A 26,718-nucleotide genomic window follows, 5' to 3' on the forward strand; every position below is an offset into this window, starting at 1 on the left:
CCTGAGTGGTCCGCGTCACTACTGTCGACGACGTGACTGTGATCGCGACCGAAAGCCTGAGCAAGCGGTTCCCCCGGGTGACCGCTCTTGACCGGCTCTCCTTGGACGTCGGACCCGGTGTGACCGGACTCGTCGGAGCCAACGGAGCCGGCAAGTCCACCATGATCAAGATCCTTTTGGGTCTGTCCCCCGCCTCCGAGGGCCGTGCCGAAGTGCTCGGGCTCGACGTCGCGACCAAGGGCGCCGCCATCCGCGAGCGTGTCGGCTACATGCCGGAACACGACTGCCTGCCGCCGGACGTCTCGGCCACCGAGTTCGTCGTGCACATGGCCCGCATGTCCGGTCTGCCGCCCACCGCCGCGCGCGAGCGCACCGCGGACACCCTGCGCCATGTCGGCCTGTACGAGGAGCGCTACCGCCCCATCGGCGGCTACTCCACCGGCATGAAGCAGCGAGTGAAGCTCGCGCAGGCCCTGGTGCACGACCCGCAGCTGGTCTTCCTCGACGAGCCGACCAACGGCCTCGACCCGGTCGGCCGCGACGACATGCTGGGCCTGATCCGCCGTATCTACACCGACTTCGGCATCTCGGTCCTGGTGACCTCGCACCTCCTGGGCGAACTCGAGCGCACCTGCGACCACGTCGTCGTCATCGACGGCGGCAAGCTCCTGCGCTCCAGCTCCACCACCGACTTCACCCAGACCACGACGACCCTCGCGGTCGAGGTCACCGACACCGACGAGCACCCGGACGGCACCCGCGCGGTGCGCGAGGTGCTCCACGCGCGCGGGGTGGAGGTCCTCGACTCCCAGAGCGGTCTGCCGGGCGCCGGCCGCATCCTGCTGCTGACCGCACAGGGCGAGGAGACCTACGACCTCGTCCGGGACGTCGTCGCCGACCTCGGTCTCGGCCTGGTGCGCATGGAGCAGCGCAGGCACCACATCTCGGAAGTCTTCACGAACGAGGACGAGCAGCGGAAGGAGGCCGTCGGCCATGGCAGTTGAGAACCCGGTCACCGCCCCCTCGGGCGACCAGACCCGCATCCACAACATCGGCTACCGCACCTACGACGGCCCTCGCCTCGGCCGCTCCTACGCCACCCGCTCGCTCTACTCGCAGTCCCTGCGCGGCGCCTATGGCCTCGGCCGCTCGGTGAAGTCCAAGGTGCTGCCGATGCTCTTGTTCGTCGTGATGTGCGTGCCCGCGGCCATCATGGTGGCCGTCGCGGTCGCCACGAAGGCGAACGACCTGCCCGTCGACTACACGCGCTACGCGATCATCATGCAGGCCGTCATCAGTCTGTACGTCGCCTCGCAGGCCCCGCAGTCCGTCTCGCGCGACCTGCGCTTCAAGACCGTGCCGCTCTACTTCTCGCGGCCCATCGAGACCGCGGACTACGTGCGCGCGAAGTACGCGGCACTGGCCACTGCGATGTTCATCCTGACCGCCGCCCCGCTGATCGTGCTCTATGTGGGCGCGCTGCTGGCCAAGCTGGACTTCGCCGACCAGACCAAGGGGTTCGGGCAGGGACTCGTCTCCGTGGCGCTGCTCTCGCTGCTCTTCGCCGGTATCGGCCTGGTCATCGCGTCAATCACCCCTCGCCGCGGCTTCGGCATCGCGGCGGTGATCGCCGTGCTGACCATCTCCTACGGCGCGGTCTCCACCGTCCAGGCGATCGCCGACGCCCAGGGCAGCTCCGGCGCCATCCCGTGGATCGGCCTGTTCTCGCCGGTCACGCTCATCGACGGTCTGCAGTCCGCGTTCCTCGGCGCGAGCTCGGCGTTCCCGGGAGCGGTCGGCCCGTCGAACGGTGAGGGCGTGGTCTACGTCCTGGCCGTCCTCGGCCTGATCGCCGCCAGTTATGGCCTCCTGATGCGCCGCTACAAGAAGGTGGGACTGTGACCACGCTCCAGATCGACCATGTCTCCCGCTGGTTCGGCAACGTGGTCGCCGTCAACGACATCACCATGACGATCGGCCCCGGCGTCACCGGCCTCCTCGGCCCCAACGGCGCCGGAAAGTCCACCCTCATCAACATGATGGGCGGCTTCCTCGCCCCGTCCACCGGCACCGTCACCCTCGACGGGCAGCAGGTGTGGCGCAACGAGGCCATCTACAAACACATCGGCATCGTCCCCGAGCGCGAGGCGATGTACGACTTCCTCACCGGCCGCGAATTCGTCGTCGCCAACGCCGAGTTGCACGGCCTGGGGGCCAAGGCCGCCCAGAAGGCGCTGGCCACGGTCGAGATGGAGTACGCGCAGGACCGCAAGATCTCGACGTACTCCAAGGGCATGCGCCAGCGCGTGAAGATGGCGTCCGCCCTGGTCCACGACCCCTCGCTGCTCCTGCTCGACGAACCGTTCAACGGCATGGACCCCCGCCAGCGCATGCAGCTCATGGACCTGCTGCGGCGCATGGGCGACGAGGGCCGTACCGTGCTGTTCTCCTCGCACATCCTGGAAGAGGTCGAGCAGCTCGCCTGGCACATCGAGGTCGTCGTCGCGGGCCGGCACGCGGCCAGCGGTGACTTCCGCAGGATCCGCCGCCTGATGACGGACCGTCCGCACCGCTACCTGGTGCGTTCCAGCGACGACCGGGCCCTCGCGGCCGCGCTGATCGCCGACCCGTCGACCTCCGGCATCGAAGTCGACCTGGCGGAGGGCGCGTTGCGCATCGAGGCGGTCGACTTCGGCCGTTTCACGGCGCTGTTGCCCAAGGTCGCGCGCGACCACGGCATCCGGCTGCTCACGGTCTCGCCGTCCGACGAGTCCCTCGAGTCCGTCTTCTCGTATCTTGTCGCGGCGTAGGAGGCCGAAGATGTACGACCCCACAGTCGCCCGACTCACCTATCGGGCCCTGCTCGGCCGCCGCCGGGCCCTCATCCTGGGCGCCCTGCCCTTGCTGCTGATCGCGATCTCCGTGATCGTGCGCGCCCTCGTCGGCGCCGACGACCAGACCGCCTCGGACCTGCTGGGCGGGCTCGCGCTCGCCACCATGGTGCCGATCATCGGCGTCATCGCGGGAACCGGCGCGATCGGGCCGGAGATCGACGACGGCTCGGTGGTGTACCTGCTGTCCAAGCCGGTCAAGCGGCCGACGATCATCTTCACCAAGCTGATCGTGGCGATCGCGGTGACGATGGTGTTCTCGGCCCTGCCGACGCTGATCGCGGGATTCATCCTCAACGGCAACGGCCAGCAGATCGCCGTCGCCTACACGGTGGCCGCGCTGGTCTCCTCGATCGCCTACGCGGCGCTCTTCCTGCTGCTCGGCACGGTGTCGCGGCACGCGGTGGTCTTCGGGCTGGTCTACGCGCTGGTCTGGGAAGCCCTGTTCGGCTCCCTGGTCGCCGGGGCGAGGACCCTGAGCGTCCAGCAGTGGTCGCTGGCCGTCGCCCACAAGGTCGCGGGCGGGGACCTGGTCACCTCGGACGTCGGACTTCCGACGGCCACGGTGCTGCTGGTCGTGGTGACCGTCCTCGCCACCTGGTACGCGGGGCAGAAGCTGCGGTCGCTGACGCTGGCGGGCGAGGAGTAGGCGCTCCTGACGAACCACTGATGTCCCGCTTACTGACAGGGACTTCATCCTTGTCCGGGCAGACTGGACAAAGGGGAACGTTCGGCTGCGAGTCGAAGGGAACGGGCATGGCAGACGACTGGGACGACCTCGTCCTGGACGAGGACTTCATACAGTCCGCGGGGACGACCGAGCCGTCTGCCCGCGCCCGGATGCTGGCGGCGCGCTGGCGTGACGAGGAGCCCGAACCGCAGCCCTGGCGCTCCGACGAGCCGCCCGCGGGGTGGTTCTTCAGCAAGCGCCGTCGGCGCTGGCGGCGCCGGTAGGCTCGAACACACGGCCGCATTTAATCGGTGGCGCCCAACCCGTCGTACAGGCAGAGTGGTTGATGTCCACACAGCCGGACGACGGTCCGGCACCACGTTCTGGGGAGGAGCCGGACGATGTCCATGCACGACAGTACGTCCAGCTCCCGCCAGGGCAGTCCGCGGAGGACTCCGGTGTAGTTACGCCACCGTCGAGTCCACCCGCGGGAACTGCCCGGGGCGGCCGCTTCGAGCACGCGATGTCGCTCTCGCGTGAGGCCGCCCACCCGGAGGATTGGCCGAGTGGTAAGGCACCGGCTTGCTAAGCCGTGGTCGGGCCTGAAAAGCCCGCGCACGTTCGATCCGTGCATCCTCCGCGAGACGTTGTCACTGGGACTTGGCCGGGTTTCTGGCCGGAGTCCTTCAAGAATGGCCGGCGGTTTCCGAACCTGCCGGTGTAGGCCGCCGCCCTCAAGAACATGGTCGAGGAGTGCGGCGGTGCGCCGGCCGGTTGCAGCGTGATCGCCGACCAGCCCGGCCCCGGCGGCGCAGCGGCCGCGGGACCGGTGCACGCGCTGCCGGCCATCGATGAGCCTCCGGCCCTCGAGGAGCTTCCGGCCCAGCCGGACCGCCGTCAGCCGAGCAACCGCTCCAGTACCACCGCGATCCCGTCCTCCTCGTTGGAGGACGTCACCTCGTCGGCGACCGCCTTCAGCTCCTCGTGCGCGTCCGCCATCGCCACGCCGTACGAGGCCCAGGCGAACATCGGGAGGTCGTTGGGCATGTCACCGAAGGCGATCGTGTCCGCGGCCTTCACTCCCAGGCGGCGAGCGGCCAGCGACAGGCCCGTGGCCTTCGACAGGCCCAGCGGCAGCAGTTCGACGATGCCCTGGCCCGCCATCGCGACCGAGACGAAACCGCCCGCGGCCCGAACGGCGGCCTGCGCCAACTCGTCGTCCGACAGCTCCGGATGCTGGATGTAGATCTTGTTCAGCGGGGCGGCCCACAGATCCGACGCGTCCGTGAACGGCGTCGACGGCAAGGCGCCCGTCACCGCATACCCCGGTCCGACCATCACGTCGCCGTCGAGGCCGTCGCGGCTCGCCGCCAGGTACAGCGGGCCGACCTCCGCCTCGATCTTCGCGAGGGCCACGCCGGCCAGCTGCCGGTCCAACGTCACCGACGTCAGCAGACGGTGCTCGCCGGCGTCGTACACCTGTGCGCCCTGGGCGCAGACCGCGAGGCCGTCGTAGCCGAGGTCGTCGAGGATGTGCCTCGTCCACGGGGCCCCGCGTCCCGTCACGACGATGTGGACGGCGCCCGCCGCGGTGGCCGCGGCGAGCGCGTCACGGGTGCGCTGCGAGACCGACTCGTCGGAGCGCAGGAGCGTTCCGTCGAGGTCGGTCGCGATCAGTCGGTACGGAAAGCCACCGCTCACTTGGCGACCGGTTCCAGCAGTTCCCGGCCGCCCAGGTACGGACGCAGCACCTCGGGCACCCGCACCGAGCCGTCGGCCAGCTGGTGGTTCTCCAGGATCGCCACGATCGTGCGCGGTACGGCGCACAGTGTGCCGTTGAGCGTCGCCAGCGGCTGGATCTTCTTGCCGTCACGCATGCGGACGGACAGGCGGCGCGCCTGGAAGCCGTCGCAGTTGGAGGCCGAGGTCAGCTCGCGGTACTTGCCCTGGGTCGGGATCCACGCCTCGCAGTCGTACTTGCGGGACGCCGAGGCGCCGAGGTCGCCCGAGGCCACGTCGATGACCTGGAACGGCAGCTCCAGGCCGGTCAGCCACTGCTTCTCCCAGTCCAGGAGCCGCTTGTGCTCGTTCTCCGCGTCCTCGGGGGCGACGTACGAGAACATCTCGACCTTGTCGAACTGGTGCACGCGGAAGATGCCCCGGGTGTCCTTGCCGTAGGTGCCGGCCTCGCGGCGGAAGCATGGCGAGAAGCCGGCGTAGCGCAGCGGCAGCTTGTCGGCGTCGAGGATCTCGTCCATGTGGTACGCGGCGAGCGGGACCTCGGAGGTGCCGACCAGGTAGTAGTCGTCCTTCTCCAGGTGGTACACGTTCTCCGCGGCCTGGCCGAGGAAGCCGGTGCCCTCCATGGCGCGGGGGCGGACCAGCGCGGGGGTGAGCATCGGGGTGAAGCCCGCCTCGGTGGCCTGCGCGATCGCCGCGTTGACGAGGGCGAGCTCCAGCAGGGCGCCGACGCCCGTCAGGTAGTAGAAGCGGGAGCCGGACACCTTGGCGCCGCGCTCGACGTCGATGGCGCCCAGCGCCTCGCCGAGCTCCAGGTGGTCCTTGGGCTCGAAGCCCTCGGCGCCGAAGTCGCGGATGGTGCCGTGCGTCTCCAGGACGACGAAGTCCTCCTCGCCGCCCACGGGGACGTCGGGGTGGACGAGGTTGCCGAGCTGCGACGCGAGGCGCTTGGTCTCCTCGTTGGCGTCGTTCTGCGCGGCCTCGGCTTCCTTGACGCCCGCCTTGAGCTGCTCCGCCTTCTTCAGGAGCTCGGCGCGCTCCTCCGGAGTGGCCTTGGGGATGAGCTTGCCGAGCGACCTCTGCTCGGAACGCAGCTCGTCGAAGCGGACGCCGGACGACCTGCGCCGCTCGTCGGCAGACAGGAGGGCGTCGACGAGGGCGACGTCCTCTCCACGGGCGCGCTGGGACGCGCGCACTCGGTCGGGGTCCTCACGGAGCAGGCGAAGGTCAATCACGCGGTCAAGGCTACCGGTGCGGGGATACGGCCCACGACTCACTATTCCCAGCCGTACCAGATCGTGGCTTACGTTCCGTTATGGGTTAATTGCGGCGTGTGTCAATGAAAAGCACCCGGATCCCCGGGACGAAGCATGCGTGGGGAGTCGGGTTGACTGGACTCCCTTGTGGAGAGCGGGACTTGGCGCACGGTTGTCCACAGGAATCCCCACCCCTCAAAAAGTTATCCACAGGCTGTGCGGGAGATCTGTGGATTTCGGAATTGATCACTCCCAAACGTGGGGATCACGCCGAGGATTCCCGGCGCAAACCCACATCTACCCCTACTTTCGAGTGGAAAGCGGTCACTCCAAAGGGTTACCCAAGGGAAAAGAATGGACGAAGGGTGATGCGCGCCCCCGTGAACGCCGGAGGGGCCTGTAGGCCGATTTGTCGACAGGGTCGCGCTTTGGTGTCGACTTGTCCCCAGGTCGAGACGCACGCCTGTGGATAACTTCTGTGGATAACTAAAATGTGCAGGTAAGACAGGTCAGAAGCGTCCGTCCTGGCACCGGGCCACCCAGTCCGAGGCCGCCATGAACTCCTCGTCCGAGGTGCCGGTCAGCGGCGCCCGCAGGTCCGCCGGTTCCTTGTCCGCACGCGGGTACGAACCGAGGAACCGCACCTCACGGCAGATCCGCTTCAGCCCCATCAGCGCCTCCGCCACCCGGCGGTCGGTGATGTGGCCCTCGGCGTCGATGCAGAAGCAGTAGTTGCCGATGCCCGCGCCCGTGGGCCGGGACTGCAGCAGCATCAGGTTGATACCGCGGGTGGCGAACTCGCCCAGCAGGTCACGCAGCCCGCCGGGGTGGTCGTCGCGCTGCCACAGCACGACGGAGGTCTTGTCGGCGCCGGTCGGTGCGGCCGGCCGGGCGGGGCGGCCGACCAGCACGAACCGCGTCTGGGCGTTCTCGGCGTCGTGGATCTCGGTCTCCAGAGCCTCGAGGCCGTACCGGGCAGCCGCGAACTCACCGGCGAAGGCCGCGTCGTACTGGCCCTCCTGGACCAGCCGGGCCGCGTCGGCGTTCGAGGCGGCCGACTCCCAGTGGGCGTCCGGGAGGTGCGTCTTGAGCCAGTTGCGCACCTGAGGCTGGGCGGCCGGGTGCGCCGAGACCGTCTTGACGTCCGTGAGCTTCGTGCCCGGCCTGACCAGCAGCGCGAAGGTGATCGACAGCAGCACCTCGCGGTAGATCATCAGCGGGGCGCCTGCGACCAGTTCGTCGAGGGTGGTGGTGATGCCGCCCTCGACGGAGTTCTCGATCGGCACGAACGCGGCCTCGGCCTCACCCACGCGCACCGCGTCCAGCGCGGACTGCACCGACACGTAGGGGATCAGCTCCCGGGTCGCCGCCTCGGGAAGCGTCCGCAGCGCGACTTCGGTGAAGGTGCCCTCAGGGCCGAGATAGGCATAGCTGGCTGGCATGACCTCACCCTAATGGCCCTTGCGGAACAGGGCGCGGGTGTCTCAGGTCTGCCCCTCCGCTGAGTGAAACCGCGTGACCAAGGGCCGCCCAGGACGTTCGCGTGACCCCGCGTCGCCACGCCACGCCACGCCCCGCCCGAACCCTCACCCCTCCAGCAGCCCCTGCCCCACGTACTCCCCCTCCGCCGCCCCGCCCGGCACCGCGAACAGACCGTTCGACTCGTGCCGGATGTACTGGGAGAGGGCGTCGCCGCGGTCGAGTTTGCGCTGGAGCGGGACGAAGCCGCGCAAGGGGTCGGCCTGCCAGCAGACGAACAGGAGCCCGGCGTCCGGCACCCCGTCGGCGTCGATGCCGTCGTGGTACGAGAACGGACGGCGCAGGATGGCCGCGCCCCCGTTCTGATCGGGCCGGGTGATCCGGGCGTGCGCATTGATCGGCACCGCCAGATTCCCCTTCGCGTCCGTCTTCTCCAGGTTCATCGGCGTCGTCTCGGTGCCCCCGGACAGCGCCGCGCCGTTCGCCTTCCGGCGCCCGATGACGTCCTCCTGGGCCCCCAGGGACAACTTCTCCCAGTCGTCCAACAGCATCCGGATCCGTCGTACGACGGCATAGGAGCCGTTCGCCATCCACGCGGGCGTGCCGGATTCCGGGACGAAGATGCGCCGGTCGAAGTCGGACTCGCCCGGCTTCGGATTGCGTGTGCCGTCCAGCTGGCCCATGAGGTTGCGGGCCGTCATGGGGTGGGCCGTGGCCCCCGGTGTGCGGTTGAAGCCGTTCATCTGCCAGCGGACCTTCGCCGCGCTGCCCGCGTCCTTCTGGATCGCGCGCAGGGCGTGGAAGGCGACCAGGGCGTCGTCGGCGCCGATCTGCACCCACAGATCGCCGTTGCTGCGGCTCCTGTCGAGTTGGTCGGAGGAGAAGTCGGGCAGCGGGTCGAGGGCTACCGGCCGCTGCTTCTCCAGCCCGGTGCGGGCGAAGAAGCTGTGCCCGAAGCCGAAGGTCAGCGTCAGTGAGGAGGGTCCGGCGTCGCGGGCGACATCCGTGTCGTCCGACCCGGAGGCCTCCCCCGCCATCAGCCGGCGAGCCGTCTGTGACCAGCGGCGCAGCAGCGCGGCGGCCTCCTTGCGGCCCGCGCCCGCCGCCAGGTCGAAGGCGACGAGATGGCCGCGGGCCTGGAGGCCCTCGGTGATGCCGGGCTGATGTTTCACGTGGAACATCACCTCGGTGCTGCCCACGGAGGTCAGCGGAGTAGCCGCGGCGGGCGCGGAGGCGTACCCCACGGCTCCGCCGGCCGCGCCCAGGACGAGCCCGGTGGCGCCGGCGGTGCCGAGCAGGGCGCGCCGCGAGATGCCGCTGCCGGCCGGGATGCCCCCCGCGGCGGAGGTGCTCTCCTCGACCGAGCCGCTCTCTTCGGGGCCGGCGACGGGAATGGACTGTTCAGCCATGGTGCGGTTCAGCCGATCTGCGCGTTCTTGGAGACGGTCGTCTGGTCGATGTCGGAGGTCCGCACGGTCACGGCGATCTTCCAGTCGCCCGCCATGGGGATCTGCACTCCGCTCGCCGACCAGTGGCCGGTGGTGATGTGGTCGGGGGTGATGGCCAGCGGCCCGATCTTCTTGGCCTCCAGGGTGAGGGCGACCTTCACCTCGGGGATGTCGAAGGCACGGCCGTTGGGCCGCTGGACGTAGACATGCATCTCGTTGCCGCCCACGCGCGCGGGATCGACGTCCACGGTCACCACGCCCTTGCCGTCCGCGCCGCCGGTGTCGAAGGACATGTCCAGGGTCACCGCCCCGGACCCGGCCGACGCCGAGGAGGAGGACGACGAAGAGGAGGAAGCCGCCTTGGCCGCCTTGGCGTCCTCCTCCGTACGGCCGGGCTCGGTCTGGGTCAGCACGGTCGTGACCGCCAGCAGCACGACCGCGACACCGGCCTCGGCGAGCACCGAGCGGCGCAGCCCGAACCGGTGCGGATCGGCGTCCCGCGTCCGCTTCTGCCGCGCGGTGTCCATCGCGGCCTGCTGCCGGGCGAGCTGAGCGGCCCGCTTGGAGCCGCCGCCCTTGGACTTGCCGGAGCCGGACGCACTCGCAGCCACCCGCTCCTTCTGAGGTGCCCGCTTGTTCTGCCGTACGACGGTGTCGGCCAGCTGGGCCGTCCACCGCCGCGAGATGAATGCGATGCCGACCAGCAGCGCCACCAGCCCGATCTTGACCAGCAGCAGCTGCCCGTACCGGGTCCCGGTGAACGCCGACCAGGAGCCGAGCTGCCGCCAGGACTGGTACACGCCGGTCGCGATCAGCGCGACCACGCTGCCGAAGGCGACCTGGGAGAACCGTCGTACGGCGGCCGACTCGATCGGCGCGTCGGAACGGTACAGCGCGACGAGCAGTGCGGTCAGCCCGCCGAGCCAGGTGGCGACGGCCAGCAGGTGGACGACGTCGACGGGCATCGCGATGCCCGCCTGGAGCCCGACCGAGGCGTGCTCGGCCATCGCCCAGCTCGCCGCGAGTCCGGCCGCGACGACGGTTCCGCCGATCGCGAGTCCGAAGGTGAGGTCCCGCTTCTCCTCGTCCTCGCGCTTGTCATAGGCCCCGAAGAGCACGGAGATGAAGAGCGCCGCCGCCGCGAGCAGCAGCAGCCGGGACACGAGGGCCGCGCCCGCCTTGGTCTGGAGCACGTTTCCGAGCAGGTCCAGGTCGAAGACGTCCCCGACCTTCCCGGAGCTCGTGTAGGAGCCGCGCAGGAGGAGCAGCAGCAGAGTGGACGAGGTCAGTGTGAGCCAGCCGCCGACGACGAGCCGCTGCATGGGCTTCACACCGGCGCCGCGCTGCCAGCAGCCGAGCACGAACGCGGCGCCGCCGACCAGCACGATGAAACCGGCGTACGACATGTACCGCCCGAAGCCGTACAGCCAGCCGACGACCCCTCCGCCCGCCGTCTCCCCGGAGACCGAGACGGAGGTGGTCGAGGGGGCGCCGACGGAGAAGGTGTAGGCGCCGGCGACGGGGTGGCTGTCGGCGGAGACGACCTGGTAGGTGACGGTGTACGTGCCGTCGGGCAGGCCGCTGTGGACCTTGATGCCGTACGTCGTGCCGCTGACCTCGAACGGCTTGCCCTGCTGGACGGCCTTGCCCTTGGGGTCGAGGACCCGCAGCGAGTCGTTCGACAAGGCGACCTTCTCGGAGAAGGTCAGTGAGACCTGGTCGGGCGCCTTGTCGACCACCACCCCCTGCTGGGGGTCGCTGCCGGTGAGCGCGGCATGCGCGGAGGCAGGCCCGGCCGTGGTCAGCAGCAGGCCGCACGCGGCCAGGAGCAGCAGTACCAGGGTCCGGACGCGGGGGGTGATGGTCTGCGTCAAGGTGATCCCTCCCTCAGTGTCCGGTCTTCGGGACGTACGTCGCCGACTTCACCGGCATCTTCACGACGACGGGGTCGGACTTGGCGAAGTGCAGTTCGACGGTGACCGTCTGCCCCTGCTTCGGAGCCTGCTTCAGCTTGTCGAACATCAGATGGTTGGCGCCGCTTTTGAACACGAGTTGACCGTGGGCGGGCACGGAGAGGCTGGACACCTGCTCCATCGCGCCGCCGGATGTCTCGTGCATGGTGACCTCGCCGTCGTCGCTGGTGACCGAGGTCAGCTCGGCCTTCGACGAGCCGGAGTTGGAGATGGTCAGGAAACCGGCGGCCATGTCGGCGGAGACGGGCTGCGGGATGTAGGCGCCGGAGACGGTGAGCCCTCCCGGGGAGCCGTCGGAATCCGAACAGCCCGCCAGCAGCAGGACCGCCCCCGTCAGTACGGCGAGCCCGGTGGACGTACGGTTCACGGGTTCTGCCCCTTGATGATCTTGGGCAGGTCCTTGGTGTAGTCGTCGACGGTGGCGTCCTCGCCGTAGAGGACGTACCCCTCGTCGGTCTTCGGGGAGAAGGCGACGACCTGGGTGCCGTGCACCGAGACTGTCTTGCCGGTCTTCTTGTCCTTGTGGGACGGCTCGATGGAGATGCCGAGGGTGCGGGCGCTCGCCTGGATGGTGGCGAAGTCGCCGGTCAGGCCCACGAACCGGGTGTCGATGCCCTTGAGCCACTTGCCGAGTTCGACCGGGGTGTCGCGGGCCGGGTCGGTGGTGACGAACACGACGGTCAGCTTGTCCTGCTCGGACTTCGGCAGCTGCTTCTTCGCGACGGCGATGTTGTTCATCGTGAGCGGGCAGATGTCGGGGCAGTGGGTGTAGCCGAAGTAGATCAGCGTCGGCTTGCCTGCGGTCTCCTTGCGGAGGTCGTACTTCCCGCCCTTGGTGTCGGTGAGGACCAGGTCCGGCTTCTCGAACGGCTGGTCGAGGACGGTGGCGGCCTTGTCGGCGCCGGCCTCCTCCGAGACCACGGAAACGGGCGAGTTGCTGTCGTCACCGCTGCCGCAGGCGGAGAGGGTCAGGGTGGCGGCGGCGATCAGCGCGGCCGCGGCGAACGTCTTCTTGCGCATATCAAAATGTCCCAGAGGTAAGAATTCCGGTGCGCGCCGGGGCCGTACGACCCCGGCGCGCCTCCCGCGAAACAGGGTCAGGCGTCGCTGCGCCGACGACCGGCGAGCACGCCGTAGGCCACGCCCAGGGCGCCGACGACGATGCCCACCACACCGAGGACGCGGGCGGTGGTGTCACTGCTGTCGCCGGTGGCGGCCTCGGTGGTCGCGGCGGCGTTCTCGGTCTTGGCGTCCGCGTTCTCGGCGGCCGTCGAGCCGTGGTGTCCGTCCTCGGAGGCCGCGGACAGGGCGAGGACGGGAGCCGGCGTCTCGGGCTCCTCCGCGCCGTCCTCCTGCACCTCGATCCAGCGCACGACCTCCTTGTTGGAGTACGTCTGGATCGCCTTGAAGACCAGTTCGTCGGCGTTCTCGGGCAGGGCGCCGATCGAGACCGGGAACTTTTCGAAGTAGCCGGTCGGGATGCCGCTGTCCTTGGTGGCGGCGGTCCAGGTGACCTTGGAGACGGCCTCGGTGATCTGCTCGCCGTGCAGTTCGAGCGGCTTGGCGAGCTTGGACTTGGTGACCTCGATCTTCCAGCCGGCCATCGGCTCCGGCATGACCGAGGCCAGCGGGTGGTCGGTCGGGAAGTTGACCTCGAGCTTGGTGGTGGAGGCGTTGTCGCGCTCGTTGGGAACCTTGAAGTCCACGACCGCGTAACCGCCCTTGGCGGCGGTGCCCTCGGCGGCCACGCTGACGTGCGCGAAGGCGGGTGAGGACAAGACGATGACGGCACTGACGGCGGTGGCGGCGACGGCACCGGTGGCGGCGAGACGAGAAGCCTTCATGAAGAGCACTCCGCTTCGAAAGGGGTTCCGTGAAGAGGGATACGCGTGAGCACACGCGCGTGCCGCACGACGGCGGCCCCTTCCACACGTCCCTCAGGAATGTCCTTCAGGATGCGGATCGGTGATCGCGTCGCGTCAGGCGGCGAGAACGAGTCCGGCGGCGGCCGGGGGGCCGCGCCTGATCACCGTGTGCTGGAGTGCCGCGGTACACGGTCGGGGCGGCGCGAGCGACGCCGCCAGCGGGGCGCGTGGTCCGGCCTCGGGCGCTCCCGGCAGCCCCGCACGCAGGGCGCGTACCAGCGCGAGGGCCCCCCGCAGGGACCGTACGAGCGCCCCTTCCGCGACCGAATGCGCCGAGCACGTGGACAGTTCGGCGAGGCGCAGCAGCGCCAGGTCCCCGTGCCGCAGCAGCCACCCAGCGGCGACGGCCGCGATGACGTGCCCGAGGACCATCGGCAGGGACGGCCAGACGGAGGAGCCGGTCATGGCGTCCGCGGAAGGGTGCGCCATGGTGGTGCCCGTCCCGGGCCGGAGCCGGGCGTCGGTGAGGATCTTCTGCGCCTGCGCCGGGCTGATCGCCGCGGCGGTGGTCCCGCACAGCAGCCGCGCGGCCTGCTGGACCAGCGTGGCGTCGGACGCCGGCTGAGCGGACGACATCGACGCCATGGACGACATCGCCGTCGTGCCGTGCTGCCCGAGCCCGAACAGCACGTGCAGCACGGTCTGTCCGACCGCCAGCAGCGTCGCGATCCCCGCCAGTGAGCGCTCGCGCCCGGCAAGCGGTGCCACGACGAGAACGGCCCCGACGAACCCCGCACCGAGCGTCCACCACGGCACCGTGGCGCAGGAGGCGATCGAGTGACCGGCCGCGGCCAGCACGACGCAGACCGCGGCGAACACCGCGGCCCGCAGAACCCGGAGATCCCCTCCGGAGCGCGCGTGGGGGGCAGTCATGGCGGGCTCATCATCGCACTGGGCTTATGACCGCCATACGGCAGGTCCACAAGATGACGTACGGGGTGTACGACCGGAAGGTCACTTCTGACCCGGGCTGCCCCACATACACCGGTCATTGCGCCCGGCGCATCCCCCATATGGGCGGCATCACGTCAACGATGTGCTTACACCGGGGCACGCGCGGCAATACGTAACGGTATGTCGAGCCGCGGCCAGGAGGCTGGAGCATGAGCATCTGGTGGTCACTCCATCTGCGCCGCGAGGCTGCGAGCGTTCCGCTCGCCCGGCGCCTGCTGCTCGGCACCATGGAGACCGCGGGCGTCGACCCGGACGTCTCCTACGACCTCTCCCTCGCTCTCAGCGAGGCCTGCGCCAACGCCGTGGAGCACGGCGGGGAGAGCGGGGTGCCGGACTCCTCGGCGGCGTACCGGGTCACCGCCTATCTCGACGGCGAGAAGTGCCGTATCGAGGTCACCGACTCCGGCCCGGGTTTCCCGCCCGTGCGGCCGCCCCGCCCGACCCCCATGGAGGCGGAGAACGGCCGCGGCCTCTGTCTCATCCGCGAACTCGCCGACCACGTCCAGATCGGCAACAAACCGGGCCGTGGCGCCGTGGTGAGCTTCGACAAGATCCTCAAGTGGCGGAAGGACGCGCCGCTGATGGCGGTGTGAACCGGGGACTTCAGCTTTTTCAGCATCCTCAGGTTGCGCACAGCGTCCCCTCAAGGTCCTGACGGACAGGATCCCTACGTTCCTGGCCATGACGGGAAACCACAGGAACTCCAGCATCACCCGGCGCCGCGCCCTCGTGGTGACCGGCGGAACGGTCGCGGCGGGCGGGTTCGCCGTCGCGGGGTACCAGTCGGCCTTCGCCGACGCCACGGACAGCACCGGGGCGACGGCCACCGGCGCGTGCATGACGCTCATGTCGAGCGTCACCGAAGGTCCGTACTATCTCGACGGCGCCCTGGTCAGAAAGGACATCACCGAGGGCAAGAGCGGTGTCCCGCTGACGCTGCGGCTGACCGTCGTGGACGCCACCGACGGCTGCACCCCGGTCAAGGGCGCGGCTGTTGAGATCTGGCACTGCGATGCCTGGGGCTACTACTCCGGCTACACCACCGCCAACCCCGGCGGGTCCGCGCCCGCGGAGAGCGAGGACGGCTCGACCGCGAACGACAACACCTACCTGCGCGGCTACCAGATCGCGAACGCCAACGGGGTCGTGAAGTTCGAGACGATCTTCCCGGGCTGGTACACCCCGCGCACCTGCCACATCCACGTTAAGGTGCACACCGGCGGCGAGAAGGAGGACGGCACCTACGAGGGCGGCACGGTCAATTACACCGGCCAGCTGTTCTTCGACGACACGATCGCCGAGGAGATCTTCGCGCTGGAGCCCTACTCCCGGCACTCCGGCAGCTACACGACCCTCGACGACGACATGGTCTACGACGGCGGCGGCGCCTCCAGCGGCCTGCTCACCCTCAAGGCCGTGCACAAGGCCGACCCGTCCAAGGGCTACAAGGGCTCCCTGAGCCTCGCCATCGACCCGGACGCCGAGAACACGGGCGCGGGCAGCGGGGGTGGCGGCACGCCTCCGAGCGGGGCCCCGTCGGGCGAACCGCCGAGCGGCGCTCCGTCCGAAAGTGCCAGTCCCTCGGCCTCCGCGTCCTCATAAGGTACGGCCATGAGCAGCCGCGAGGACGAGGCGCTGGCACTGGCCGCCGTGGACGCGCTGACCGGTCAGCTGGCCCTGGCTCCCAAGCCGGGCCTGCCCGACCCGCGTGACCTCGGCGCCCGCGCCACGAGCCCGGACCACTGTTCCCTGCGCTGGTCGGCCAAGGCGCTCGCGCCCGGCCTCGCGGCGATGGCCGCCGCCGCTCGCCGCACGGGCGAGGCCAGTCCCCAGCTGCGTGCGGAGCTGGGTGCGATCGGCCGGTGCACCGAGCACTCGGTGGGCCTGGCGGGCGGCGGCCACCGCGGTGCCCTGTGGACCCTCGGTCTGCTGGTCGCCGCGGCCGCCCTCGAACCGGGGGCGCGGTCCAAGGATTTGGCCACTGCTGCCAAGAAGATCGCCGCGCACAGCGACAAACGCGCCCCGCGACGGCCCTCCCGGGGCTCCTCGGTCTCCGCGAAGTACGGCGCGGCGGGGGCCCGGGGCGAGGCGCGGGCCGGATTCCCGCACGTACGGCGGGCGTTGGACGCGCTGGCCACGTCCCGCAAGGCGGGCGCCGACGAGGCCGAGGCCCGCCTGGACGCCCTGCTCACCGTCATGTCCACCCTCCAGGACACCGAACTCCTCTACACGGCAGGCCCGTCGGGCCTCCGCCACGTCCAGGCGGGCGCCCGCGGAGTCCTGGAGGCGGGCGGTACGACGACGGAAGCGGGCCGCGAGGCCCTGCTCGCCCTCGACACCGACCTCCACGCGCGCGCGTGGAGCCCCCGAGGCAGCGCGGGGCTTCTCGCGGGGGCCCTGTTTGTGGACACCCTCCCGCTGCCTACCGACCCACGCTCCACCTGACACCACCGGTGTGGGCGGGTGCCCGGTGCGGTCCGCCCGGCGTCGGCCATTGCCCGGGTGCGGCCCGCCCGACGAACGTCGCTTCGAGCGCGGCCTGCCCCGAAGCCTGTCGGTGTCCGGGCCTGCTCATCCGGCGTCGGCCATGCCTGGGTGCGGCCTGCCCCGACGCCCCGTCACTGACCGAACGCAACCCGCCCCGAGGCCCGTCGGCGCCCGAGCGCGGCCCACCCGATGTCTGTCGGTGCGTGAGCGCGCGCACCTGCCACCCGTCGGCCACCGGGCTTGGCCCACCCGGCGTGGGGCACTGCCCGGGTGCGGCCCGGCCCCCGCACCCGTCGCTTCCCGAACGCAGCCGTCCGTCACTTCACGAGCGCGGCCCGCCCCACGCTCGGCTCCGAGACACGGCCGGCGGCCCTCCTGGTCGCCGGTCCCATCGCGTACGACGCGACCAGCGTCACCCCGCCGAGCAGCAGCCACCCCGGCGTGCCCCACTCCACCAGCAGGGTGGTCAGCACCAGTGGGCCCAGCGTCCGGGCCACCGTCACCCCGGTCCCGAAGAACCCCTGGTACTCGCCGACGCGTTCGGCCGGAGCCAGGTCGAAGGAGAGCTGCCAGGAACCCGCCGACTGCCCCATCTCGGCGACCACCTGCAGCACGGCCCCGACGACCAGGGCGCCCACGGCCACCCACGGCGAAGCCCCCGTAGACAGCGCGAACACCGCGCAGGCCGCCAGCATGACCCACCCCGACCGCCGCACCGCGCGCGTGGCCGACGCGAGCCCGGTCACCCCGCGGGCCATCCGCACCTGGAAGACCATCACGGCCCCGGTGTTGAGCACGAACAGCGCGGAGACCAGCCAGGTCGGAGCCGCGGTCCGCTCGGCGATCCACAGCGGAATCCCCAGGCTCAGCAAGGGCATCCGCAGCAGCAGGACGGTGTTCAGCAGGGTGATCACGACGTACGGCCGGTCACGCAGCACCCCCGAACCGCGATGTTTCTCCACCGGCAAGCGAGGCGCCACCGACGGCAGCCGCACCAACAGTCCCGCACACACCACGAAGCTCACCGCGTCCACCGCGAAGACCCCGAGGTACGCGGCCCGCGAACCGGCGTGCAACGCCAGCCCGCCGAGCCCCGCACCGACCGCGAGCCCGGCGTTGAGCGTCGCCTGGAGGTGGGCCAGCAACCCGGTCCGTTCCCCGGCGGACACCAGCCCCGCGAGCAGTGCCTGCCGGGCCGCGGCGAGCCCGGACTGCGCGGAGGCGTAGGCGCAGGCCGCCAGGACGAACGGCGCGAAGTCCCGCACCACCAGGAAGGACGCCACCGCCAGCCCCGTGGCCAGCGCCAGCAGCACCGCCGTGCCGCGCGCTCCCTGCCGGTCCGCGAGCCGCCCGAGCGGTACCCCGACCACCGACCCGACCGCCCACCCGACGGTCAGCCCGAGCCCCACGCGGGCGGGGTCGAGCCCGACGACGTGGGTGAAGTAGAGCGCCGACGTCACGTAGTAGGCGCCGTCCCCGACGGAGTTGCTCAACTGGGCGATCGCCAGGACGCGTTGCGGCCCCGCGGGCGGGACGAGTGAGTTCGTCATGGGAACGACACTAGAAACGTGGTGGACCGATCGGCAGACCCAATCAACGCCCTTGGGAGTGGCCCAATTCCAGAACCCGGACGAGCGCCTCCAACGCCTGCGGATACGCCCCCTCCCGAGGCGTCCCGTACCCCACGACGAGACCCTCGTGCGATCCCGCCGCGTGCCAGTGCTCCCGCAGAGACCCCACCGCGAGCCCCTCGGCCGCGGCCCGCGCCAGCACCGCCCCCTCGTCCCCGACCTCGACCAGGGCATGCAGCCCGGCCGCGATCCCCTGTACCCGCCACCGCGCCCCCAGCCGCTCCACCAGTCGGTCCCTGCGCCGCCGGTATCCGATCCGGCACGCGCGCACGTGACGGTCGTAGGCATGACTGCCGATCAGCTCGGCGAGCGCCAACTGCCCGATGGTCTCGGTGCTGTGGTCGCTGTGCAGCTTGGCGTCGGCGACGGGCCCGACGAGGTGCGGCGGCAGCACCATCCACCCGAGCCTGAGCGCGGGCCCGAGCGTCTTGGACGCCGTGCCCAGGTAGACGACCTGCCCCGGCGCCATCCCCTGCAGCGCCCCGACGGGCTGTCGGTCGTAACGGAACTCCCCGTCGTAGTCGTCCTCGACGACCAACGCCCCACGCGCGCGTGCCCAGTCGGTGAGCGCCCGCCGCCGTGAGGGGTGCAGTGTCACGCCGGTCGGGTACTGATGGGCGGGAGTGACGACGACGGCGTCGGCGGACCCCAAGTCCTCCGGACGGGCCCCCAGTTCATCGACCCGCACCGGCACCACCCGCCCACCGCCACGCCGTACGACATCCCGGTGGAAGGGCAGCCCGGGGTCCTCCATGGCGATGACCCCGTCCTCCAGAACGCGCGTGAGCAGCGCGAGCCCCTGCACGGCCCCGGAGGTGACGACGATCTGCTCGGGAGAGGCGACGACCCCGCGGGCCCGCCCGAGATACTCCGCCAGGGCGGTCCGCAGTTCGACGCGCCCCAGGGGATCGCCGTAGTCGTACGCGGAGACGGGCGCGGTGGCGACGGCCCGCCGTACGGCCTTGAGCCAGGCGGCGGCGGGAAAGGCGCCGACGTCCGGACTCCCGGGCCGGAGATCGAAAAGCGGCGCACGCGTGCGTGCACCGCTTTCCGGCGGTTCGGCCTCAGCGGCGGGCAGCGGAGCGACGACCGTCCCTGATCCCTGCCGAGCGGTCAGATAACCCTCGGCGATCAACTGGTCGTAGGCCGCCTTCACGGTCCCCCGGGAAAGCCCCAGCTCCTCGGCGAGCCGCCGAGTGGCGGGCAACCGCGCCCCAGGAGCGAGCCTGCCGTCCCGGACGGCGTCGCGCAGGGCCCGTTCGAGCCCGACCCGACGCCCCTCGACGGAGCCGGCTTCTAGATGGAGGTCCACAGAACCCGCCCAGGGACGCGACCGGCCACCATCCGCCCGCAGCCGGGACTCAACCCTTGAGCCGAGCCATCCACGCCTCGACCTCGTCGGACTGACGAGGCAGCCCCGACGACAGATTCCGGTTCCCGTCCTCGGTCACCAGGATGTCGTCCTCGATCCGCACCCCGATACCCCGGTACTCCTCGGGCACGGTCAGATCATCTGCCTGGAAGTACAGCCCGGGTTCGACGGTCAGCACCATGCCCGCCTCGAGAACCCCGTCGACATACGACTCCACCCGTGCGGCGGCGCAGTCGTGGACGTCCATGCCCAGCATGTGCCCGGTCCCGTGCAGCGTCCACCGCCGCTGGAGCCCCAGCTCCAGCACCCGCTCCACCGGGCCCTCGACCAGCCCCCACTCCACGAGCCGCGCGGCCAGCACCCGCTGGGACGCGTCATGGAAGTCCCGGTACTTGGAGCCCGGCTGCACGGCCGCGATCCCGGCCTCCTGGGCGTCGTACACGGCGTCGTAGATCTTCTTCTGGATCTCGCTGAAGCGGCCGTTGATCGGCAGGGTCCGCGTCACGTCGGCGGTGTAGTACGTGTGCGTCTCGACACCGGCGTCGAGCAGCAGCAGCTCACCCGACCGCACGGCCCCGTCGTTGCGCACCCAGTGCAGCGTGCACGCGTGCGGCCCGGCCGCGGCGATCGTGCCGTAGCCGACGTCGTTGCCCTCGACCCGCGCGCGGAGGAAGAACGTGCCCTCGATGTACCGCTCGGAGGTGGCCTCGGCCTTGTCGAGGACCTTCACCACGTCCTCGAAGCCGCGGACCGTCGAGTCGACCGCCTTCTGCAGCTCGCCGATCTCGAACGTGTCCTTGACGAGCCGCGCCTCGGACAGGAAGACCCGCAGCTCCTCGTCCCGCTCGGCGGTGACCTTGTCGGTCAGCGCGGCCTCGATGCCGGCGTCGTACCCGCGGACGACCCGCACCGGGCCGCTCGCCTCGCGCAGCGCGTCCGCGAGCTCGCGGACGTCGGAGACGGGGATGCCGTACAGCTTCTCGGACTCGGTGAGGGAGTGCCGCCGCCCGACCCACAGCTCGCCCTGCCCGGAGAGCCAGAACTCACCGTTCTCGCGGTCCGAGCGCGGCAGGAGGTAGAGCGTGGCGGTGTGACCGCCGGAGGCGGCCGGCTCCAGGACGAGCACACCGTCCTCGGTCTGGTTGCCGGTGAGGTACGCGTACTCGACGGATGCCCGGAACGGATACTCCGTGTCATTCGAACGCGTCTTCAGGTTGCCCGACGGGATCACCAGCCGCTCACCCGGGAACCGCGCGGAGAGCGCCGCACGGCGGGCCGCGGTCTCGGCGGCCTGCGCGATCGGCTCCAGGTCGTGCAGCTCCGTGTCGGCCCAGCCGGACTTCATGCTCTCGGCCAGCTCGTCGGAGACGCCCGGGTACAGGCCGTTCTTCCGCTTCTTGATCGGCTCCTCCGACTCTTCCGGGTTGCTCTCCGGGTTGAGTTCGTCGGCCACGGTCATCCTCCTAGATACGGCACTGGACCCCCTCCATCGTACGGTCGTACGGAAGGGGGCCCAGGGCCGGAAGACCTGTTACCACCTGCTACTCGAAGTGAGCCGCGAGTAGTACGACGTCCTCCTGCGAGTCCGCCTCGTCCTGCCCGTCCGGCAGCACGGTCCGCAGCACGTGGTCGGCGACGGCGCCGGGGTCGCCGCGCAGCGTCCTCGGCACTCCGGCCGCCGCCGCGTGCAGACGTGCGAAGGCGCGGTCGGTGGCGTCGCCGGTGCGGTGCAGCAGTCCGTCGGTGTACAGCAGAACCGTCTCTCCCGGCTCGGCGCACAGCTCCACGCTCGGCGCCTCCCAGCAGGCGAGCATGCCGAGGGGCGCGGACACGGTGGTCTCCACGAAGTCGGTGCGGCGCTCGCCGATCAGCAGCGGCGGGCAGTGCCCGGCACCGGCCAGCGTGATCTTGCGCAGGGCGGGCTCGCAGTAGGCGAACAGGGCGGTGGCGGAGCGGGCCGGCTCGGTGAGCCTGAGCAGCAGCTCCAGGTCGGACAGGACCGCGACCGGGTCCTCGCCCTCCATGACCGCGTACGCCCGCAGGGAGGCTCTGAGGCGCCCCATCGCGGCGATCGCGCTCGCGCCGCTGCCGGTCACCGAACCGACCGCGAGACCCAGGGCAGCGTCCGGCAGCGGCAGCGCGTCGTACCAGTCGCCGCCGCCGCGCGGACCGGTGCGGTGCCGGGCGGCGAGCCGCACTCCGGCGACGCGGGGGAGCCGGGACGGCAGCAGTTCCTCCGCCATCGTCGCCATGCACGCGCGCGTGCGCTCGACTTCGATGAGCCGGGCCAGGTGCTCGGTGGCATGGCGGGTGTACAGGCCGACGAGGTGGCGCCGGCGCTCGGACGGTTCGGCGGGCTCGTCGTAGAGCCACACGGCGGCACCGAGGCGGCCGGCACCGGCGGTGGACAGGGGGAGTGCGTAGCAGGCCGCGTAACCGAGGCGGGCGGCGACCTCACGGTGGCGCGGGTCGAGGCCGTCCTCGGCGAGCAGGTCGGGCTGGGCGATCTCGCCGTCGCCGCCCGGCAGGCCGTCGAGGATCCTTCCGTACGACATGGAGCTGCGCGGGACGGTCTCGATGTGCCCGAGGTCGGCGCGGGCTAGTCCGAGGCCGATGGTGGTGTCGGGGCCGAGGCCGTCGTCCGGTTCGAGGACGACCAGTCCGCGCCGGGCTCCCACGAGGGCGGCTCCGGCACGCAGGACTTCCTGGAGGGCGTCGGCCAGGGCGTCCGTGCGGACGAGGCGTTCGGTGAGTTCGTGGAGGGTCGTGAGGTCGGAGACCCAGCCGGCGAGCCGGTCCTGGAGCAGGGCGCCGGGTGCGTTCGGCGAGGAGACCGAAGTGGTGGCCGGGGCGGCTGGCGCGGGCGCGACAGTGTGTGCGGGTGCGGGAACCGTTGAATCGATTCCAGCCACTTTCGGAGGGTGAGGGGCGTTCATGGCGTTCGGCTTTCCGACCGGTGCGTATTGCTCAAAAGCATCGCAAACCCCCATGTCATTCTGCGCCGCTAGCAGTGTCTCCACATCTACACGCACTCGTAAGGGGATGTCCAGCATTGTCCTGCCGGGATTCCTGGTGTCCGTGGGTAGCCGGTGGGGAGTGGGCCGAAGGGCAAAGTTGGCTTAAAACTGACTCGGGTTACGGTGTATTGAGGTCGACTGGCCTTGCTCCACAGAGCGTCACAGCGGTCGTGATGGGTACGTACTCGGTAAGGACCAGGGGTGGTGGACAGCCACCCGGAACCTGGTGACCGACCCGGGCGTCTTAACCACCGACGACCGAGCCCCATCCTCCCGTGGCGGAGGCGGAGAGAAATACGCGGGACGGCAAAACGCCAGACTTCGCCACCCCCCGCCACGCCCAGGCTTTTGATAGACGCAGTATGGGGTTCCCCTTGTCTCGGACAAGGGTGTGATGCGCCAACAGGTACGCACAGTGAAGTGATCGACACATGGTGTGATGTGGTCCACGGTGTTGCCAGCGGTGCAACGGAAAGGAACGAGCGCTCATGCGCGAGATCCTCGGAAGGCGACGCAGGCTCCTGTCCCAGCGCAGCGACGGAAGGCCTGAATTGCTCGGCGCGGCCCTGACCTTCGCGAAGGAATGGCAGTGGCCCGTACTCCCGGGCGTGGCACCGGACCCGGAGGGCCGGGCCCGCTGCGGCTGCCCCGACCCGGAGTGCACGGTCCCCGGCGCCCACCCCTTCGACCCGGGCCTGCTCGCGGCCACCACCGATGACCGCATGGTGCGCTGGTGGTGGACCAACCGCCCGGCCGCACCGATCATCCTGGCCACCGGCGGCAAGGCCCCCTGCGCGGTCAGCCTGCCGGCCCTCCCGGCCGCCAGCGCCCTGGCCGCGCTCGACGCCCAGGGCATGCGCCTGGGCCCGGTGGTCGCCTCGCCGACCCGCTGGGCGATCCTCGTCAAGCCGTACTCCCTGGAGCAGCTGGGCGAACTGCTGTACGCCCAGGACCACGTCCCCGGCTCCCTCCGCTTTCATGGTGAGGGCGGCTACCTCGCCCTGCCCCCGTCCGAGACCGGCCACGGTGACATCACCTGGGAGCGGGCTCCGCTTCCCGGCTCGGCCTCTCCGTGGGTTCCCGACGTCGAGGCCGTGGTGGACGCCGTGGTCGAGGCCCTCACCCGTACGGGTGTGAGCGCACCCGAGTTGTAGGGGTGTCGGGCGCGGGCGGAACCAGGTGCCCGCGCCGGGTCGTTATCGTCCGTTTCATGCTGCGTCATTCCGGGGGACGACCCCCAGACCCCCGATGGGTTCGTCTGCTTGCCCTGTCGGGAGTCGTGGCGTGCGTGGTCGCGCTGCCGCTGGCCGTGGCCTCCGCGGGACAGGTGGGCGACGGAGGCCGCAAGGTCGTACGCGATCTCGTGCGTCCTTCCGCGGAGCCTTCCTCCGGACGGCGCTCCGTCGCGCGGGCCTCCGCGGAACCTTCCGCTGTACGGCCCTCCGCCGCCGATGACCACAAGGCGCCGCTCGCCGCCGCCGGCCGCGCCCCGCTGCTGCTCGGCCTGGGCCTGGCCACCGCCGCGCGCTGCGGTCCCGAACTGATCTCCCCCGACGGCATCGAGGCACAGACCTGTGTGCTCACGCAGGGCGAGGAGACCTGGGCGCGCACCTACTACCGCAATGCGACCGGCGTGGTGCTGGACGCCGTGCTCAGCTTCATGGGGCCCGGCGGACGCACTGTGCAGATGCACTGCCCGGTGGGCGCCGGGGACGAGCCGGACAGCTGTGAGACACCCCGGGACGGAATCCACGGGACACCGGCCGACTACACGGCGGTCGCGGAGTTCGCCGCCCGGCCGGACAGCGGACCACTGCTGCTGCGGGCCGGGAGCAACTCCGGGGAAACTACGGGTAGTTGACGCGCGGCGGCGTTCCGTAAAGCTGCCCGGACACAGAAAGACCCGGTTGCTGGCGACGGGGGATGCACCAGCAACCGGGCTATTGGAACCGTAACAAGAGATCCGCCGTTCGCAAATTCGACCGTGACGCTTCGTGGCTGATTCGGACACCGATTCACCTTCTCCTGGGAGGAGTTGTGAGCGGAGCCGGTCGTTCGGTGAAGATGCGGTGCGGCTGACCGACCGGTCAGCCGCACCGGCTCTGTCAACTCAGCGTGACCTGACGGTTGGTGAGGCCGCCACGGGCGCGGCGCTCGTCGGCGGTCAGCGGTGCGTCCGTGGCCAGAGCGCCTGCGAGCCGCTCGGCGAACTCGGCGGCCGGCTTCTCGACATCGTCCGCGGTGACCCCGCTCGGCAGGTCCCAGACCGGCACGGTGAGGCCGTGGGCGCGGAAGGAACCGACGAGCCGGGTGCCCTCGCCGAGGCTCGACTTCCCGGCCGCGTGCAGTCGCGCGAGCGCGTCCAGAAGTTGCTCCTCGGGGTGCGGCATGACCCAGCGCAGGTGGTTCTTGTCCGGCGTCTCGCACCAGTAGGCGGCGTCGACACCGGACAGCCGGACGGTCGGGATGGCCGCGGCGTTGGCCCGCTCCAGCGAGGCGGTCACCTCCGGCGTGGCGTTCTCCGCGTCCGGCACCCAGAACTCGAAGCCCTCGTGCACAACTGGCTCGAACGCGCCTTCGGGGTCGAGCAGATCCTGCAGCCGCGGGCCGTCGGCGGGAGCGCGCCGGCCTTCCACGGGGGTGCCCGGAGCCGCGGTGAGCGCGCGCTGGAGGGTGTCGGCGAGGTCGCGGCTGATGTCGCCGGACGCGGTGTCGTTCTGCAGGCCGAGCAGCACCGAGCCGTCGTCGCGGCGCAGGGCGGGCCAGGCCATCGGCAGGACCGTCGCCAGCGTGACCGACGGGACGCCTTCGGGGAGGCCGCTCTTCAGGGTCAGCTCGACCGTGGCGGCGGGGACCAGCTCGCGCAGGGCCACCCAGTCGCCCTCGCCCGCGAGGCCTTCGAACGGGCGGTGCACCAGCTCGGTCGCGGCCTGTGCGGCGGCCCGGCCGTGGCAGGCCTTGTAGCGGCGGCCGCTTCCGCACGGGCAGGGTTCGCGGGCGCCGACGACCGGGACCTCCCCGTCCGTGAGCTGCGGGCGCTTGGCCTTCGTCTGGGGTCGCTTCTTGGCCATCGTGGCTGTCTCCCGGTTACGGCTCGTCTCGTACGGGCGCGAGCCTAGCCGCTTGCGACTTGGCCGACGGGAGCGTGTGGACAACCATCGGGGTGTCCTGCACGGACGCCCGGTCCCGGTCGCCTCAGCCGAGATCGTCGAACGCGTCCGAGAAGTCCAGGTCGGGTATCGCCACCGACGGGGCCACGACCCGCGTGGCGAAGTCGCTCCGCCGGCAGCCGGCGTCCGGATCGTGAACGTCCGAGTGGACGATCACCCAGACCGTGACCTCACCCCGGGCGTCGTCCCTGACACCCCAGTCGTCGGCCAGCGCGGTGATGATGTTCAGCCCGCGGCCGCCGTGCGCCGTGACCGAGGGCGTGGCCGGAGCCGGGCGGGTGGGCCCGCCGCCGTCCGTCACCTCGACCGTGAGCCTGCCGCCGGTGTCCACCCGCCAGGCGGCGCGGACGTCACCGTCCCCGGCCAGGGCGTCACCCAGCGGCCGGCCGTGTTTGCACGCGTTGCTCAAGAGCTCGGAAAGAATCAGTACGGCGTCGTCGATGACCGATTCCGTCACACCACCCCTGCGCAGCTGTACGCGCATACGGTGTCTCGCTTCCCCCACGCCCGCAGGGCCATGGGGTACGGCCATGCTCGACGACGTGGGCACCTCCTGTGCCACCACAAACGCCACCCCCGAGACCTCCTTCGCCCCACGCCACGGTGTGGATGCCCCATTGGCCTGTACCGGAAACCGGCCAATCACGTTCCGCCGACGCATTCGTCACCTTCGAACACGCACCGAACGCGCCGGGGCACACCCTG

25 protein-coding genes and 1 tRNA gene are annotated in these 26,718 nt (G+C 70.8%); 11 read left to right on the forward strand and 15 right to left on the reverse strand.

Annotated features, from left to right (window positions below; translation table 11 throughout):
- The first annotated feature begins 38 nt into the window (after positions 1-38).
- From BFN33_RS10365 to BFN33_RS10390, 6 genes are all read left to right on the forward strand, one after another.
- On the forward strand, positions 39-1,004 hold the full coding sequence (locus BFN33_RS10365; protein ID WP_069759695.1) for an ABC transporter ATP-binding protein: 966 nt from the start codon (positions 39-41) through the stop codon (positions 1,002-1,004).
- The gene (locus tag BFN33_RS10370) at positions 994-1,902 is read left to right on the forward strand and encodes an ABC transporter permease subunit (protein WP_069759586.1); all 909 of its coding nucleotides are present in this window, start codon (positions 994-996) and stop codon (positions 1,900-1,902) included. Before BFN33_RS10365 ends, BFN33_RS10370 begins: the two co-directional genes overlap by 11 nt.
- Positions 1,899-2,810 (forward strand): ABC transporter ATP-binding protein, encoded by a 912-nt coding sequence (locus BFN33_RS10375; protein ID WP_069759587.1) that lies wholly within the window; start codon positions 1,899-1,901, stop codon positions 2,808-2,810. The genes BFN33_RS10370 and BFN33_RS10375 overlap by 4 nt, the downstream gene beginning before the upstream one ends.
- A gap of 10 nt (positions 2,811-2,820) precedes the next feature.
- A complete protein-coding gene (locus BFN33_RS10380; RefSeq protein ID WP_069759588.1) occupies positions 2,821-3,540 on the forward strand; it encodes an ABC transporter permease subunit in 720 nt (239 codons plus the stop codon).
- 107 nt (positions 3,541-3,647) lie between these two features.
- Positions 3,648-3,845, forward strand: a complete 198-nt coding sequence (locus BFN33_RS10385; RefSeq protein ID WP_069759589.1) for a hypothetical protein — start codon at positions 3,648-3,650, stop codon at positions 3,843-3,845.
- A gap of 268 nt (positions 3,846-4,113) precedes the next feature.
- A tRNA-Ser gene (locus BFN33_RS10390) sits at positions 4,114-4,201 on the forward strand.
- A 257-nt stretch (positions 4,202-4,458) separates the two neighbouring features.
- On the opposite strand, the gene BFN33_RS10395 is transcribed toward BFN33_RS10390, so the two are convergent.
- From BFN33_RS10395 to BFN33_RS10435, 9 genes are all read right to left on the reverse strand, one after another.
- On the reverse strand, positions 4,459-5,262 hold the full coding sequence (locus tag BFN33_RS10395; protein WP_069759590.1) for an HAD family hydrolase: 804 nt from the start codon (positions 5,260-5,262) through the stop codon (positions 4,459-4,461).
- Complete coding sequence (gene serS / locus BFN33_RS10400) at positions 5,259-6,536, reverse strand: serine--tRNA ligase (protein WP_069759591.1); 1,278 nt, start codon at positions 6,534-6,536, stop codon at positions 5,259-5,261. Before serS ends, BFN33_RS10395 begins: the two co-directional genes overlap by 4 nt.
- Positions 6,537-7,066: 530 nt before the next feature.
- Entirely contained in the window at positions 7,067-7,999 is a 933-nt protein-coding gene (gene pheA / locus BFN33_RS10405; RefSeq protein ID WP_069759592.1) for a prephenate dehydratase, read from the reverse strand.
- 144 nt (positions 8,000-8,143) lie between these two features.
- Positions 8,144-9,445, reverse strand: coding sequence for an iron uptake transporter deferrochelatase/peroxidase subunit (gene efeB, locus BFN33_RS10410; RefSeq protein ID WP_069759593.1), 1,302 nt, complete (start codon positions 9,443-9,445; stop codon positions 8,144-8,146).
- An 8-nt stretch (positions 9,446-9,453) separates the two neighbouring features.
- Complete coding sequence (locus BFN33_RS10415; RefSeq protein ID WP_069759594.1) at positions 9,454-11,358, reverse strand: copper resistance CopC/CopD family protein; 1,905 nt, start codon at positions 11,356-11,358, stop codon at positions 9,454-9,456.
- Positions 11,359-11,371: 13 nt separating this feature from the next.
- Positions 11,372-11,824, reverse strand: a complete 453-nt coding sequence (locus BFN33_RS10420) for a copper chaperone PCu(A)C (protein ID WP_069759595.1) — start codon at positions 11,822-11,824, stop codon at positions 11,372-11,374.
- Positions 11,821-12,477, reverse strand: a complete 657-nt coding sequence (locus tag BFN33_RS10425) for an SCO family protein (RefSeq protein WP_069759596.1) — start codon at positions 12,475-12,477, stop codon at positions 11,821-11,823. The genes BFN33_RS10420 and BFN33_RS10425 overlap by 4 nt, the downstream gene beginning before the upstream one ends.
- Positions 12,478-12,554: 77 nt before the next feature.
- The gene (locus BFN33_RS10430) at positions 12,555-13,301 is read right to left on the reverse strand and encodes a YcnI family protein (RefSeq protein WP_069759696.1); all 747 of its coding nucleotides are present in this window, start codon (positions 13,299-13,301) and stop codon (positions 12,555-12,557) included.
- Positions 13,302-13,436: 135 nt separating this feature from the next.
- Positions 13,437-14,255 carry a hypothetical protein gene (locus BFN33_RS10435; protein ID WP_069759597.1) on the reverse strand — a complete coding sequence of 273 codons (819 nt, stop codon included), beginning with the start codon at positions 14,253-14,255 and terminating at the stop codon, positions 13,437-13,439.
- A 230-nt stretch (positions 14,256-14,485) separates the two neighbouring features.
- Between BFN33_RS10435 and BFN33_RS10440 the strand changes: the two genes are divergently transcribed.
- The 3 genes from BFN33_RS10440 (at position 14,486) to BFN33_RS10450 (ending at position 16,781) form a co-directional block, all read left to right on the forward strand.
- Entirely contained in the window at positions 14,486-14,929 is a 444-nt protein-coding gene (locus BFN33_RS10440) for an ATP-binding protein (protein ID WP_069759598.1), read from the forward strand.
- A gap of 88 nt (positions 14,930-15,017) precedes the next feature.
- Positions 15,018-15,938, forward strand: a complete 921-nt coding sequence (locus BFN33_RS10445; RefSeq protein ID WP_069759599.1) for an intradiol ring-cleavage dioxygenase — start codon at positions 15,018-15,020, stop codon at positions 15,936-15,938.
- A 9-nt stretch (positions 15,939-15,947) separates the two neighbouring features.
- Entirely contained in the window at positions 15,948-16,781 is an 834-nt protein-coding gene (locus BFN33_RS10450) for a triphosphoribosyl-dephospho-CoA synthase (protein ID WP_069759600.1), read from the forward strand.
- Positions 16,782-17,140: 359 nt separating this feature from the next.
- Here BFN33_RS10450 and BFN33_RS10455 read toward each other — a convergent pair whose 3' ends face one another.
- The 4 genes from BFN33_RS10455 to BFN33_RS10470 all read right to left on the reverse strand — a co-directional run bounded on the left by BFN33_RS10455 (position 17,141) and on the right by BFN33_RS10470 (position 22,879).
- On the reverse strand, positions 17,141-18,373 hold the full coding sequence (locus tag BFN33_RS10455) for an MFS transporter (RefSeq protein WP_069759601.1): 1,233 nt from the start codon (positions 18,371-18,373) through the stop codon (positions 17,141-17,143).
- Between the two features lie 43 nt (positions 18,374-18,416).
- A complete protein-coding gene (locus BFN33_RS10460; protein WP_069759602.1) occupies positions 18,417-19,766 on the reverse strand; it encodes a PLP-dependent aminotransferase family protein in 1,350 nt (449 codons plus the stop codon).
- 49 nt (positions 19,767-19,815) lie between these two features.
- On the reverse strand, positions 19,816-21,285 hold the full coding sequence (locus BFN33_RS10465; protein WP_069759603.1) for an aminopeptidase P family protein: 1,470 nt from the start codon (positions 21,283-21,285) through the stop codon (positions 19,816-19,818).
- A gap of 82 nt (positions 21,286-21,367) precedes the next feature.
- A complete protein-coding gene (locus BFN33_RS10470) occupies positions 21,368-22,879 on the reverse strand; it encodes a PP2C family protein-serine/threonine phosphatase (RefSeq protein WP_176742348.1) in 1,512 nt (503 codons plus the stop codon).
- Positions 22,880-23,331: 452 nt separating this feature from the next.
- Here BFN33_RS10470 and BFN33_RS10475 point away from each other — a divergent pair, with 452 nt between their 5' ends.
- Together BFN33_RS10475 and BFN33_RS10480 are read left to right on the forward strand one after the other, a co-directional pair.
- Positions 23,332-23,997, forward strand: coding sequence for a bifunctional DNA primase/polymerase (locus tag BFN33_RS10475; protein ID WP_069759605.1), 666 nt, complete (start codon positions 23,332-23,334; stop codon positions 23,995-23,997).
- 56 nt (positions 23,998-24,053) lie between these two features.
- On the forward strand, positions 24,054-24,704 hold the full coding sequence (locus BFN33_RS10480) for a hypothetical protein (RefSeq protein WP_069759606.1): 651 nt from the start codon (positions 24,054-24,056) through the stop codon (positions 24,702-24,704).
- A gap of 244 nt (positions 24,705-24,948) precedes the next feature.
- On the opposite strand, the gene BFN33_RS10485 is transcribed toward BFN33_RS10480, so the two are convergent.
- Entirely contained in the window at positions 24,949-25,914 is a 966-nt protein-coding gene (locus BFN33_RS10485) for a DUF5926 family protein (protein ID WP_069759607.1), read from the reverse strand.
- Positions 25,915-26,038: 124 nt separating this feature from the next.
- Positions 26,039-26,674, reverse strand: coding sequence for an ATP-binding protein (locus BFN33_RS10490; protein WP_069759608.1), 636 nt, complete (start codon positions 26,672-26,674; stop codon positions 26,039-26,041).
- Positions 26,675-26,718: the final 44 nt, after the last annotated feature.

Source organism: Streptomyces sp. LUP47B (assembly GCF_001746295.1).
GTDB lineage: Bacteria > Actinomycetota > Actinomycetes > Streptomycetales > Streptomycetaceae > Streptomyces.